15 protein-coding genes are annotated in these 12,830 nt (G+C 43.9%); 2 read left to right on the top strand and 13 right to left on the bottom strand.

Going from position 1 to position 12,830, the window contains the following annotated elements:
• Positions 1-183: 183 nt before the first annotated feature.
• A complete protein-coding gene (locus H9629_RS11025; RefSeq protein ID WP_191731087.1) occupies positions 184-1,119 on the top strand; it encodes a tRNA dihydrouridine synthase in 936 nt (311 codons plus the stop codon).
• A gap of 52 nt (positions 1,120-1,171) precedes the next feature.
• Here H9629_RS11025 and H9629_RS11020 read toward each other — a convergent pair whose 3' ends face one another.
• The 4 genes from H9629_RS11020 to rpe all read right to left on the bottom strand — a co-directional run bounded on the left by H9629_RS11020 (position 1,172) and on the right by rpe (position 4,061).
• Positions 1,172-1,834 carry a nuclease-related domain-containing protein gene (locus tag H9629_RS11020; RefSeq protein ID WP_064097024.1) on the bottom strand — a complete coding sequence of 221 codons (663 nt, stop codon included), beginning with the start codon at positions 1,832-1,834 and terminating at the stop codon, positions 1,172-1,174.
• Between the two features lie 34 nt (positions 1,835-1,868).
• On the bottom strand, positions 1,869-2,351 hold the full coding sequence (locus H9629_RS11015; RefSeq protein WP_064097025.1) for a methylated-DNA--[protein]-cysteine S-methyltransferase: 483 nt from the start codon (positions 2,349-2,351) through the stop codon (positions 1,869-1,871).
• Positions 2,352-2,424: 73 nt separating this feature from the next.
• A complete protein-coding gene (locus H9629_RS11010) occupies positions 2,425-2,742 on the bottom strand; it encodes a DMT family transporter (protein WP_064097026.1) in 318 nt (105 codons plus the stop codon).
• 632 nt (positions 2,743-3,374) lie between these two features.
• On the bottom strand, positions 3,375-4,061 hold the full coding sequence (rpe, locus tag H9629_RS11005; protein WP_064097027.1) for a ribulose-phosphate 3-epimerase: 687 nt from the start codon (positions 4,059-4,061) through the stop codon (positions 3,375-3,377).
• 168 nt (positions 4,062-4,229) lie between these two features.
• Between rpe and H9629_RS11000 the strand changes: the two genes are divergently transcribed.
• A complete protein-coding gene (locus tag H9629_RS11000) occupies positions 4,230-4,514 on the top strand; it encodes a DUF2218 domain-containing protein (protein WP_064097028.1) in 285 nt (94 codons plus the stop codon).
• A gap of 1 nt (position 4,515) precedes the next feature.
• Here the strand turns inward: H9629_RS11000 and H9629_RS10995 are convergent, their stop codons facing one another.
• From H9629_RS10995 to H9629_RS10955, 9 genes are all read right to left on the bottom strand, one after another.
• Positions 4,516-5,586: a M48 family metallopeptidase gene (locus H9629_RS10995; protein WP_191731086.1), complete on the bottom strand. Its 1,071-nt coding sequence runs from the start codon at positions 5,584-5,586 to the stop codon at positions 4,516-4,518.
• 11 nt (positions 5,587-5,597) lie between these two features.
• Positions 5,598-6,698: a YjgN family protein gene (locus H9629_RS10990; protein WP_064097029.1), complete on the bottom strand. Its 1,101-nt coding sequence runs from the start codon at positions 6,696-6,698 to the stop codon at positions 5,598-5,600.
• 120 nt (positions 6,699-6,818) lie between these two features.
• On the bottom strand, positions 6,819-7,655 hold the full coding sequence (gene fghA / locus H9629_RS10985) for an S-formylglutathione hydrolase (RefSeq protein ID WP_064097030.1): 837 nt from the start codon (positions 7,653-7,655) through the stop codon (positions 6,819-6,821).
• Positions 7,656-7,698: 43 nt separating this feature from the next.
• Positions 7,699-9,081, bottom strand: a complete 1,383-nt coding sequence (locus H9629_RS10980; RefSeq protein WP_064097031.1) for a C13 family peptidase — start codon at positions 9,079-9,081, stop codon at positions 7,699-7,701.
• 120 nt (positions 9,082-9,201) lie between these two features.
• Positions 9,202-10,023 (bottom strand): class I SAM-dependent methyltransferase, encoded by an 822-nt coding sequence (locus tag H9629_RS10975; RefSeq protein WP_191731085.1) that lies wholly within the window; start codon positions 10,021-10,023, stop codon positions 9,202-9,204.
• Complete coding sequence (locus H9629_RS10970) at positions 10,017-10,841, bottom strand: undecaprenyl-diphosphate phosphatase (protein ID WP_064101820.1); 825 nt, start codon at positions 10,839-10,841, stop codon at positions 10,017-10,019. Before H9629_RS10970 ends, H9629_RS10975 begins: the two co-directional genes overlap by 7 nt.
• A 16-nt stretch (positions 10,842-10,857) precedes the next feature.
• Positions 10,858-11,523, bottom strand: coding sequence for a tRNA (adenosine(37)-N6)-threonylcarbamoyltransferase complex dimerization subunit type 1 TsaB (tsaB, locus tag H9629_RS10965; protein ID WP_191731084.1), 666 nt, complete (start codon positions 11,521-11,523; stop codon positions 10,858-10,860).
• A 142-nt stretch (positions 11,524-11,665) separates the two neighbouring features.
• Complete coding sequence (locus H9629_RS10960) at positions 11,666-12,193, bottom strand: gamma carbonic anhydrase family protein (RefSeq protein ID WP_191731101.1); 528 nt, start codon at positions 12,191-12,193, stop codon at positions 11,666-11,668.
• Between the two features lie 17 nt (positions 12,194-12,210).
• Positions 12,211-12,825, bottom strand: coding sequence for an NUDIX hydrolase (locus tag H9629_RS10955; RefSeq protein ID WP_191731083.1), 615 nt, complete (start codon positions 12,823-12,825; stop codon positions 12,211-12,213).
• Positions 12,826-12,830: the final 5 nt, after the last annotated feature.

Raw genomic sequence — 12,830 nt, 5'->3', positions numbered from 1 at the left:
TTCAATATAGCTATCAATCTTTAAAACTCTATTATTTTATTGTGCTGAAGACAGCTGTTTTGTTGATATGTCCTAAACCCATTCTCACTCTCTCTCCCCTTTATGAAGCGTGAAATTTAGACTGCCTGGACATTCAGGCTAAAAAAACGTATAACACCGTTTTAAATTTACAGGTGTGCATCGTTGAAACTTGTGCTTGCTCCCATGGAAGGCTTAACCGATCCGATTATGCGTGATGTGCTGACATCCGTAGGTAGCTTTGACTGGTGCGTGACCGAGTTTATCCGTGTCACCGACTCCATTCTGCCCGATCATATTTATCATACTTACTGTCCTGAACTGTTGAATGGTGGCAAGACGGCGGCAGGTACACCGGTACATGTGCAGTTTCTGGGAAATAATCCGGAGATGCTGGCAGCGAATGCCGCCAAAGTGGCAGCCATGGGCGCACCGGCAATTGACATGAATTTTGGCTGTCCGGCCAAAACCGTGAACCGTCATCGCGGTGGCTCAATCTTGCTCGATGAACCCGACGTGGTGCATGAGCTGGTTAAAGCCGTGCGTGATGCCGTCCCTGCGCATATTCCGGTTTCCGCCAAAATGCGCCTGGGTTATATGGACCGCAATTTCATGCTGGAAAATGCGCATGCCATTGAAGATGCCGGAGCAGCGTGGGTTACCGTTCATGCGCGCACCAAAGCCGATGGCTATACCCCGCCCGCATTTTGGGACCAGCTACAACCGATTCGTGAAGCACTCAAGATCAATGTAATCGCCAATGGTGAAATCTGGAACAATGCCGATGCCAAACAGTGCCGTCTGGAATCCGGTTGTGAAGACCTGATGATTGGCCGTGGTGCAGTGACCACACCCGACCTGACCCAATGTATCCGTCAAAACTCGGATGCACCTTTGATGAACTGGAATGAACTGCTGCAACTGCAAATTCGTTTTATCAACGGCCCAGCCAAAACTGAGATCGGTATGGTCGGTCGTTACAAGCAATGGCTCGGCATGATGTCGAAACATTATCCTGAAGCCAAAGCATTATGGGATGAGGTAAAACGAATTAAAGTTCTAGCCGAAATTATCGAAAAACTGAAAGCTTCAAATATTTAAAACCCAAAAGCCTTTGAATCATTCAAAGGCTTTTTTATGGGCTCATAAAAGCTTATGACTGCTTACGCTGCTTTAAGTTTTCTACGTGATCCCGATTGGTTTTCCAAGATTTTTCTAAAACTTCTTTTTCTAGCCGCAGTTGTATCCGTTTTAATTTCGTTTCCGAAATCATCTGCCGATCAAAACTTTTCACATAGTCAGTCCAGCCTGCCCCCCGAAACACATGATTTGGCATCGGCGTTTTAAACACGGCATCCGGCATAAATACAATCACAGAATGCAAAAGATCTGGTTCCACAATATCTGCCAGTAGCCGCTCCAATACTTTGATGTGCTTATAGTTCTGATGAATCGGATTCTGAAATTTATAACTGTGTTTATAGATTTTCTGGGTCCAGGTTTTTTGTCGCTCGTTTCCAAATATCCAGCCTTTATAGTTTTTGGTCTCAATCACGAATATTCCGTAAGGACTTAATAACAGATGATCGATCTGCGTGGTCGCGCCTGTCCCGTCTGGAAGAGTCAAATCATTGAGCAGAATATATTGAGGATCTTTTAAATACAGTTTGACATGGGCAGCAACCGCAAATTCTCCTAATTTCCCTTTTAAAAATGGCTTGAATAATTTAAAAATCATCACGCCAAAGAAAAGCAGAAGAATCCACCCTAAGCTGGACCAGAGTGGACTTAATAGCTGTATCGTAGAATGTTCCATATTCTAATTTTCATTTATTTTAAGTGTTTAAATATTAATGCGTTCGCTCAATATTTAACAGGATTTGTTTTTTATCCAAACCACCGGCAAATCCTACCAGCTTGCCACTGCGACCAATCACCCGATGACAGGGTGCAATAATCGAAATCGGGTTTTTGCCATTGGCTGCACCCACGGCGCGTACTGCTTTAATATTACCCACCTGTTCAGCAATATCGCGATAGCTTCGCGTTTGTCCGTAGGGAATATTCAGGAGCGCCTGCCAGACTTTTTTCTGAAAATCAGTACCGGCAAAGTCCAAAGGCAGGTCAAAAACATTGCGCTGACCGGCAAAATATTCCTGAAGCTGACGTCTGGTTTCAATCAATACCGGATGCTGCGGATCTTCAACCAAGGTCGCCAGTTTCACCCGATTCGGCTGTTCACAGTCCCAAAGCACGGCCACCAGTGCGGTTTCATTCGCGACCAGTCGTAACTGTCCTACCGGAGAATCCATATAGAGATAACTTAAGTTCATGATGGCGCCCTGTCCCAATCACTATAGTTCATTTTCTATATTAACCCAGTTCACCGAGATAGGCAGAAACAAATTATGAAGAGGATACTTTCATCAGGACCAGACCGGAAATGATGAGTACAGCAGCCAGCATACGCAAGGCGGTAGCAGGTTCACCCAGAACCCAAATACCGATGAGAAATGAACCCACTGCACCAATCCCGGTCCAAATCGTATAGGCTGCACCTAGCGGCAAAGTACGCATCGCATAAGCCAGCAAAGCGAAACTCAGTACCATGAAAACAATGGTAATGATACTGGGGGTTAAACGAGTAAATCCTTCGGACAGCTTCATCGAATAAGCCCAAACGATTTCAAAAATACCTGCAAGAATAAGTACAATCCAGGCCATGCAGCCCTCCTCCTTTTATATAAGAATCAGGCCGTCCTGACGATTTTTCCTGTAAATTTTGCACTGCAATCCACAAGGGAGGTCGTTCCTCCTCAATATCCAGATATAGAAATTTTATTAATTCGCGTGCTAACAATGTGGTCATTGTTACAAAACATGACTTTTAGAGATACAAATTAACTTTGTCTTACTCAAGTCCTCACGACATTCTTATCTGCTCTGGTTATGGTAGAGACTAAAAATGGAAGTTAGTATAGTTCCATACTCGGGCAGTTGAATTAATAACAATTAAATGAGAGTTGCTCAGAATGTTAAGTTATACACATTAATTAAATTCAAACATTTTAGGGATAAATTACATGATTAAACATAAATTCGTGAGAGATTGATCATTTTTTACTTGGTTGAATTATTAACTCATGATTAACAAATAACCACTAAACATAAGGGTTATATGTAATAAAAAGAACCCAATTTGAGTTCTTTTTATACAAATATTGTCTAAATCGCAATCAACCGCGGTACAAATGATTACATTTTATGCAACATATCCATATGGTTATCAACATAGATATCTACACACTTATCCATAAAGTTATCCACATATTTATGCGCATCTGATGTTTTAGCGATTAGAGTTGAATCTGTCCTACTCTGGCTAACTCTGCACGCATTTCATCAATCACAGCTTTATAATCTGGCTTACCAAAAATAGCTGAACCCGCCACAAACATATCGGCACCCGCTTCAGCAATTTCACGAATATTACTCGGTGTAACACCACCATCGACTTCGAGACGAATATCACGACCTGAAGCATCGATCAGTTGACGTGCCTGACGCAATTTATCCAAAGTCATTGGAATAAATTTCTGTCCACCAAAGCCCGGGTTTACACTCATGAGCAGGATTTGATCGACTTTATCCAGTACATAGTCCAGATAATGCAGTGGCGTTGCCGGATTAAATACCAAGCCCGCTTTGGCACCACCCGACTTGATCAACTGTAAAGAACGGTCAATATGATCAGAAGCTTCCGGATGGAAAGTAATGATGTCGGCACCCGCTTCGAGAAAATCCCCGATCATGCGATCTACCGGCTTAACCATCAAATGCACATCAATAGGTGCTTCGATGCCATATTTTTTCAAAGCCTTACACACGCCAGCACCAAAAGTCAGATTCGGCACGTAATGGTTATCCATAACATCAAAATGGACAACGTCTGCACCTGCTTCCAACACGTTCTCGACTTCTTCACCTAGACGGGCAAAGTCAGCAGACAAAATAGAAGGGGCAATTAAATAAGGCTTAGACATGGAGAACCTGGCTTGTTGAAATTGGATTTTTCCCATTATATCAAATCCGCTCCGGCTACTGTGACTTCGATGTTGCAAGAATAAAACGCTATGTAACGCTTTGCGGCTTATGATTCCACCCATGACTGGTTTAAAGTACAGGGGAATGATTACAAGTGTATAAGATCAATGAAGAAAAGTACTGCCCATATCCAGACACAACAAGCCTCACGCGTTGCCAAACGCCTGGCCAATCACTGGAAACATAAATTCAATATTGATGAAACTGAATCGGCTTTTCTGATTCATTTTCCAAGTGCGGAAGTGAACCTGGCGCCAGAGGCCGAGCATCTTACCGTAACGATTCAAAGTAACGATGACGCTACTGATCTGAATAAACTTGAAAATGTTGTGCTGGATCATCTGATCCGTATGGGCCAAGAACCACTGGAAGCAAATTGGCAACGTGATTAACTCAATCATGGCTGACTGCTTGCTTAGACATTTTTGCATCAAAGGCATGAATACGCTCGATGCGTTCCTGTTCTTCGGGATGTGTATTCAGCCATTTTTCAAGTTCAATCTGAATTACCAGCTCCTCTTTCTTCGGCTGTGATAAACGCAGGTTTTCCACCCGTTGTAAGAAATTGGATAAATAAATACTGGAAATGCCGCGTCCGTATAAATGTTTCATGGCATAGTCGTCTGCATCATATTCCAGATGTTTTGAATAATCGGCATCACTTAACTTCACTGCAGCTGCAGTGAGCATACTGCTGCCATCCTGGAAAATCATTTCCCATGCCATCGCGACACTGGATGCCGCAATCAGCTTTTGCATGGCATGCTGGCGTACAATATGACCTTGTTCATGCGCCAGTACTGCAAGTACCTCTTCTTCCATTTCTGCGATCGCCACCAATTCATCCGTAACTAAAATAGTATTGTTCGGAATCGCCAAGGCATTGGCGCCCAGCTCTTTACCTTTACGGAAAATCAGTTTAGCAGGTGCATGCGGATTTTCAGCAATTTCCTGTTGAAAACGCTGACGCATGCGACTTTGATAATCAGCACTTAAAGCAGATACTTCCGTTCTTTTCACCAAATTTTGTTCAGTAACATCACCAATGCGCTGTACCGTATTGTCTGGCACCCAGGCTGCAACTTGTTTGGCGCCCCACGGAATCACCCATTTCACCACGCTAAAGATCATGACCAAAGCCAATACTAGCAAGGTGAGCAACTGCGCAGGTGAGCGCTCCAATTGCCATATTGCGTCATAAATAGCTTTTTGTGGTTTGGCAAACCAATATGGTACACGGCTAATAAACTCAATACGTGCATCATTCGGAAGTTCTACAATCGCAGGTCGACGGCCCACAGCACCAATAAAAGCCATCATTTTATAAGGAATCTCTACATCCCGGTTTTCGTCATCGATATAACTTAATTGAATGAGGTGCTGATCAAGGGGGCGGATTAAAGCGGGATGTGCTATTGCAGAGCTACCATCATAATAAAGCACTTCAACAGGTCTTTTTTGCATGATGATTTCCCCTACAATGATGCATCAAAATCAAACATAGAACTGAATTCAGCTGCCAGGGAATTAGGGTCAGGCTGCAACATATTTTGTAATTTGTTAGGGTCATCCAAGACAAAGAGTTCCAACATACTGGTTTTATATTGATAAAAACGGATGTCGGCCCATGCGGATAACAGGCCCAAACTGATAATTTTTAATACCCAGTTTGACAAAACAATCCATGCATAACGCCATGGATTGGCACGTGTTTTAAAAAAATTCTCCCCTAGAAACAGATTGTTCCATGTGGTGATATAGATCCGTGCCAACATGATCGGTAAGATAAAAATCAGGCCAATGACCCACAGCAATAATAAAATCACAATCAACAAGTCATATTCTGAGTTTGACGATTGACTTGCATCGATCAGGGCCACCATCGCAAAGCTAAAAGCCAGCATCAACAGTAAAGGTCGATAGACAGCCGACATATAGTTTTTGTGGGTAGCGTTCAAGCGAAATTTAAATTGTCCCAATTGTAAATGATCGAAGCAATAATGCTTATAGAGCCAAATTAAACGAGGTAGCAAAATAAATAAACTTAAGAGAGTCTTGATTACCTCGACACTCAATAAGCGATATAAATATTTGTTTTCACCATAGAAATAAAAACGTGTATTGCCAAATTTGGTGTTGCGACTTCTAAATTTAAGCGTCAGGCGAAACAACCACGGTACCGCCATATACAACATGCCCAAGCCCAGAGTAGTCAACAACACCGAGTAGTTCGACACCACCAAGAACACTATATAAATTTCCAGGGCTAAAAGCCGGCCAAGAAAAATCTTGCTGGGTAAACCGGTAAAATCAAAGCGACGCTGCAAAAATTCGGTATTGCCATAAAAATAACGCTGACGACGCGATTTCGCCCAAGGTGAATACAAGGTCAAGGTCAATACTGTCAATAAAATATTACTCAACCAAATACCAAAATATTCCGAGGTACTACCATGAAACTTGAATTCATATCGCTGATATTTCGGTCTGACCGAAGGCGTGGCTTCAGTCGAAAAACTTGAAGCAGCTGGAAATAATGGCTCACTGACACGAATACCGCCTGCTGTCTGCTGCATGACGACCCCAATTTTTTATACTTTTATACAACTGATATTAAAAGAAAAACCCCCAGAATGTAAAAACATTTTGGAGGTTTTTTAATCTTTTTAGCGCTATTACATCTTTGCAATACCGATTTAAGGATTTAACTGCACGGCATGGAATTGCAAATGATCATCTACAAAACTTTGAATAAAGTAATACCCATGATCATAGCCCTGATGTTCACGCAAAGTTAAGGGCTGGTTCACGGTATCACAAGCCTGCTGAAACAAGGCTGGATTGAGCTGACTATAGAACTGGTCTGAGAACCCCTGATCAATCAGGATATCATTGAACAATGCGCCTTTCTCCTGAACCAAAGCGGTCGCATCATGCTTGAGCCATTCTTCACGGTTTTCACCCAGATAATTCGAAAACGCCTTGTCGCCCCACGGGCACTGGCTTGGCGCACAAATGGGTGCAAAGGCTGAAACAGATTTGAATTTTTCCGGATATTTAAATGCCAGGGTCAAGGCACCATGCCCACCCATAGAGTGGCCAAAGATGCCGATTCTACCGGAATGGATCACGAATTCCTCAGTGACCAGTGCATAGAGCTCATCCACAATGAAGCTTTCCATCTGGTAATGTTCAGCCCACGGCTCCTGGGTGGCATTGATATAGAAACCCGCACCCTGACCAATATCCCAGTTGTCACCTTCTGCCACGCCTTCACCACGTGGTGAGGTATCCGGTGTGATTAAAATTAACCCCAATTGTGATGCCAGGCGCTGGGCATGTGCCTTGATGGCAAAGGTTTCTTCAGTACAGGTCAAACCTGCCAGATAGAATAATGCCGGACAGCTATGACCTTCCAAGGCTTGAGGCGGCAGATAAATTCCAAATTTAGTCGGGGTTTTAAGATAGCGCGAATCAAAACGATAAATCCGCTGTTCACCTTCAAAGCTTCTATTGTTCTGTATAAGTTCCATGGCTATTCCTTATTATTGCAGCTGATCTATTGAGGATATTGGGCTAGGGAGACTGTATCGTGGTGCTGTTCTGGGGAAATAAACGCTGCTCCAGTTGAGGCAACATCAATTCCATATTCTTGCCAATCACCCATTGCGGTTCTGAAGGTTCGAAGCCCTGGACTGCCTCCCATTTAGCTACCGTGGTTTTAGCCTGTTCAAAAGAAGCTTTTAGACTATTATTTTCACGCATGGCTTCATCAAATAATGCCCGGCCAAAATAGGTATAATCCGCTTCATTGGAACAGCCAAAAGACTGGCGGTCAGCTGCTGAGGCAGTGATAATCAGGGTATTATCATTCTGCAAGGCAGAAGCAAAACTGCCCGAGAAACAGGCTGAAATCACAATCACCCGCCAACGGATTCCAGATGCATCCAAGGTATCACGCAACCATTTTGGATCGACTTGGGCCAGATCCAGTGGAGCATTTTCCATTTCGAACACATTTGGCAAACCGTGAGAAGTCATATATAAAAACAGCACATCACTTTCACGGTTCATCTGCTGCCCCATACGGCGCAATGCCAGTTCCATACTGGTTCTGGAAGCAATCGGTACGGTGGTACGTGTCGCCGGATGATTAACTAGGGCAATGGATCGGCCAAAAGTACCAAAACGGGTATCAAACTGTTCTTTAATCCGCTCGACTTCAGAATAGAATACATCCTGATAGCTGGCTCCAGCCACCCCCATGAAATACCAGTGCGACTGTGCAAATTCACCATATTCAATGCTTTCCAGCGCTTTGTTCAGCAGAACTGGCTGGGCATAGAATGCATCTTCAGCAAAACTTGGTGGAATTTCTTCAACTTTCCAGATGGGCTGATCTTTGACTGAAATCTGCCAGACCACCAGGGTAAACAAGGTCGCCAGCATGATCAGCGCACGTTCCCACCACGGCCATTTTAATTCACGCGAGATGACCCAGACCACTGCCAGACTTTGCCAGACAAACAGCATGACAAAGAGCGTTGGAATATAGTCATAGAGGATATATGGCAGGTAATCCAGATCACCCAGATACTGGATCAGGCACTGGAACAGCATGATATGGGTATCTAACACCAGCCATAATAGGGCCGGTACCAGCATCAGGCGTGGATTATTGACCCGTTGCGAAAGAAAAATACCAACAATCAGAGCAATAAAAGGCCATAGCGCATAACTGATCAGGCCTTGAGAGTTAAAATCTCCCATACGGCCTGAACTGAGCCAGCTAAATAAACTGTTGGCACAACCTCCCAAAATACCCCAGAACACCAGTTGCATGATGGATGGTCGAACCAGCTGTAAAGAACGCCGAGATCCCAAAAATAACCACATCCCGGCAGTTTGGTTGCTTTTAAAATCGTGCCAAAAATTAATGGAGGGTTTAAAGTCGATCATAGGATGTCAAGGAGATAAGTGGTTCGCCAATGTGCTGAATAAGTTTATGCTTGATAAGCATTTAATCAATGTTAATTTTAAATATATAACAAATCTTTGCTTAATAAAGAAGCCATTCTCCTATTCAGCTACAAGTTCATGCTGAAAATACGCATCAAAGCGACAAGCATCACCTTGCCATTGATGATTAGGCTCTTTTCCGGCCAGAAATACTGCCAGACGCGGACGCTTGACCACGACACGCCTGCCAATTTTTTGTGCCAGTTCCAGAAGATTATCGCCCAGATCCATTTCACCATCTTCAGGCAACAACATATGTAACAGCTGCATCTGTTTTTTGACCTGTGCCTGTTTTTTGACTGCCTGCTGGTTTTGGTCACGCTGAGGGAACATCGGGTCAAGATAAACCACATCAACAATCTGCTGCTGCTCGGCCTGCTGTTTTAAATAATCGGCTGAATCTGAAAATACCAGTCGAATCCGGGATACGACTTGACTCAGGAATACATCCGACTGGGCACGTGTATGGCTATCTTCCAGCAAGGTGAATAAAATCGGATGCCGTTCAACCAAGGTGACTTTCGCGCCTAAATGTGCCATCAACAGACTGTCATGTCCAAGACCTGCAGTAGCATCAATCAAACTTGGTTTCTCAGCTAAATTACAGGCGCGTGCAATCATTTCCGATTTTAAAGAAGCCCGTTTTAACCGTCCGGTTTCCGCTCGCCAGTCCGGTTGCATTTTCATACCGTTGGCACATAACCAGAGTCCGTCAGCATCAACACAAAGGGCCAGTTCAGGATTTAAACGGAAAAAACGTGCATTGAGTTTTTCAACGTGTTCAATCTCGACCACTACCCCACGAGCAGAAAGCACAGCCTTGAAGTGCTGTGCTTTCTCTTGATAGTCAGATTCGGCATATAAGCGAATCGTGCTTACCATAATTTCCAACCTGTATAGGCAAATAATAAAATCAGCAGACCTGAAACAATACGGTACCAGGCAAAGATCATAAAGTCGCGCTTGGCCACATATGCTACCAGCGCACGGATGAGTAACAATGCCGAAACGAAAGAAACCAGAAGCCCGACCGCAATTACGGTCCAGTCTTCAGTGGTATTTAGAACATCATAGCTTTGATAAAGATCGAGCAGGCCTGCACCAATAATCACAGGAATACCCAGAAAAAATGAGAATTCAGTTGCGGCCTTGCGTGATACGCCCAGGAACATCGCACCGATAATGGTTGCACCAGAACGAGACGTCCCTGGAATCAACGACAAGACCTGAATCAGACCAATCCAGCACGCATCTTTAATGCTGAGCTCTTCAACTTCATGGACACGCACTTGAGGTGGATTCTTTTCAATCCAGATAATAATCAGACCCCCAATAATCAGACCCATGGCGATGGCAATATCATTGAACAGAAACTGCTTGACCGTTTGGCCAAAAGTCAGACCAATCAATACAATCGGGATAGATGCCAGAATAAGGCCTATACCTAAACGGCGACCTTGTGGCTCACCACTGACAATCCCGGTCGCTGCTCCCCAAAGACGTGCCCAGTATTCATAAATAACGGCAGCAATTGCCCCCATCTGGATTGCGATGACAAATACATCACTCTTTTCCTTGGTCCAGAAATTCATTAATTCTGATGCCAAAATCAAATGGCCAGTACTGGAAATAGGCAAAAACTCGGTAATGCCTTCGACAACACCCATGAGAGCCGCTTTGAGTAGCAGTAAAAGATCCATGCTTTATCCTAGTTAATTATGCTTTACCTTGTTCTGGAATTTTTTTCCATACGTTATCACGTAAATATACCGGTAATGCCAATTCTGCACTGACCCAGTTTTCGGTTTGTGCTGCTACACGTGCAATGCTGGCAATATCCTGTGCGGTCGCGTGCACATTTTTATAAATTGACGTTTCACTTTGTACCAGTTCAGCTCCTGAACCGACCGGAGTATACTTTACTGCCTGACTACCCTCAGCATAATTTAACAGTTGCTCAGCATCGACCGGCTGCATAATTCCTTGGGTATCCAGTTGATAGCTCGCGATATAGACTTCGCTCATCCGAGCATCCAACACGGCAGACACTTCAGTCAACCCGTGTAAGCGGTAGGCGGCTTGAGCTAAAGCCTGCAAAGTCGACACCGGAATCACTGGCAAATCATTTGACCAGGCCAGAGCCTGAGTTACAGCAGCATTAATCCGCACACCACTAAATGAACCCGGACCACGACTAAAGGCAATCGCGGTCAAGTCAGTAATGTCCAGTCCAAGATCTCGCAGACCTTGTTCAATCATCGGAAGAATTGTTTGCGTTTGTGCCCTGGCGCGCGCATCAAGCTGAAAAAATAATTCTTGTGTATCATCGATTACAGAAACGGAACACTGCTCATTGGCAGTCTCCAATGCCAGCACTTTCATGCACAACCTTAATTCAGAGAATATAAAAACGCGGATATGATACTCCACTCATATCCGCTGCGCGAGATTTTCCCGAAACAGATACAAAAATGCCTAGAAAATCTAGGCTTACAATTCAGACTATAGAATAAAGAAAAGTATCCTAAAGTTGCACTTCTTCCAAGTCCTGAAAGTTTTGAAAATGCTCGGCATAATGCATGGCACTCATTTTCAGTTTTTGAATACTGTCATCATCCAGCGTTTTTACCACTTTACCGGGTGAGCCCATCACCACAGAATTGTCTGGAATCACCTTACCTTCAGGAATCAGAGCATTGGCACCAATAATACAATTCTTGCCAATCACGGCATTATTTAGAATAACTGCCTGAATTCCGATCAGGCTATTATCACCAATGGTACAGCCATGCAGCATGGCCTGATGGCCGATTGTCACATAATCACCAATGTGCATCTCAATGCCTGCATCCGTATGCAACACTGCATTTTCCTGCACATTGCTAAAGTCACCCAATTTAATTTTACTGTTATCTGCACGTACTACAGCCCCAAACCAGACACTGACTTGGCGCCCAAGTTCAACTTGCCCAATCACGGTTGCCGTTGGTGCCACCCAGCCATCCCAAGGCTGATGTGTAGCAGTAGGGGTATATTCCTTAAATTTATACAACATTGATAAAATCCTGTTCAATGGTTAAAAAAGTTTGGAGATTTAAAGGCCGGCGAATTCAGCAAAAATGGCCAGTCTTTCTTATAATCCAGTCCATACTGGAACAGAGAAATCAACATACGTGCGGTCAACCCCCAGACCACTTCATTTTCTACCCGCATACTCGGAAAATATAAAGATTGCTGGGCAAAACGGACTTCATAGGGTGTGGGCGTCACTTCAAGCAAATGCTGCAGTGAAGCAAAGAAAATCCGGTCAATTTCTGTTGGCTGTGGAATCAGTTGCACTTGCGGAGGAATCAATCCCACAATCGGCTTGACCAGCATACCATTTCGGGCTTTTTGCATGGGCAAATCACCCATTAAATGCACATCAAAGGGGTTCAATGCCGTTTCTTCATAGGCCTCTCTTAAAGCCACTACAATATTACTGGTATCTTGCGGATCACGCTTTCCCCCGGGAAATGAGACTTCTCCAGCATGATTATTCAAATAAGCTGAACGGCGTGTCAGCAATACTTTGGGGTCAGCTTCATCTGTAATTGCAATCAACACGGCAGCATGCGCAGATCGGATACGCTTGGAAAAACGTAATCTCTGCCGCAACCTTTGTGTCAATTCACATCCATCCATTCTTT

It is taken from the genome of Acinetobacter pecorum (genome assembly GCF_014837015.1).
In the GTDB taxonomy this organism is placed as follows: domain Bacteria; phylum Pseudomonadota; class Gammaproteobacteria; order Pseudomonadales; family Moraxellaceae; genus Acinetobacter; species Acinetobacter pecorum.
The sequence above is the reverse complement of the archived record's forward strand: the minus strand, read 5'-3'. Positions and strand labels throughout refer to the sequence as shown.

Coding starts and splice junctions, on each gene's coding strand:
- H9629_RS11020 (WP_064097024.1), bottom strand. CDS start 1,834: ATGGAACATTCTACGATACAGCTATTAAGTCCACTCTGGTCCAGCTTA.
- H9629_RS11015 (WP_064097025.1), bottom strand. CDS start 2,351: ATGAACTTAAGTTATCTCTATATGGATTCTCCGGTAGGACAGTTACGA.
- H9629_RS11010 (WP_064097026.1), bottom strand. CDS start 2,742: ATGGCCTGGATTGTACTTATTCTTGCAGGTATTTTTGAAATCGTTTGG.
- rpe (WP_064097027.1), bottom strand. CDS start 4,061: ATGTCTAAGCCTTATTTAATTGCCCCTTCTATTTTGTCTGCTGACTTT.
- H9629_RS11000 (WP_064097028.1), top strand. CDS start 4,230: ATGAAGAAAAGTACTGCCCATATCCAGACACAACAAGCCTCACGCGTT.
- H9629_RS10995 (WP_191731086.1), bottom strand. CDS start 5,586: ATGCAAAAAAGACCTGTTGAAGTGCTTTATTATGATGGTAGCTCTGCA.
- H9629_RS10990 (WP_064097029.1), bottom strand. CDS start 6,698: ATGCAGCAGACAGCAGGCGGTATTCGTGTCAGTGAGCCATTATTTCCA.
- fghA (WP_064097030.1), bottom strand. CDS start 7,655: ATGGAACTTATACAGAACAATAGAAGCTTTGAAGGTGAACAGCGGATT.
- H9629_RS10980 (WP_064097031.1), bottom strand. CDS start 9,081: ATGATCGACTTTAAACCCTCCATTAATTTTTGGCACGATTTTAAAAGC.
- H9629_RS10975 (WP_191731085.1), bottom strand. CDS start 10,023: ATGGTAAGCACGATTCGCTTATATGCCGAATCTGACTATCAAGAGAAA.
- H9629_RS10970 (WP_064101820.1), bottom strand. CDS start 10,841: ATGGATCTTTTACTGCTACTCAAAGCGGCTCTCATGGGTGTTGTCGAA.
- tsaB (WP_191731084.1), bottom strand. CDS start 11,523: ATGAAAGTGCTGGCATTGGAGACTGCCAATGAGCAGTGTTCCGTTTCT.
- H9629_RS10955 (WP_191731083.1), bottom strand. CDS start 12,825: ATGGATGGATGTGAATTGACACAAAGGTTGCGGCAGAGATTACGTTTT.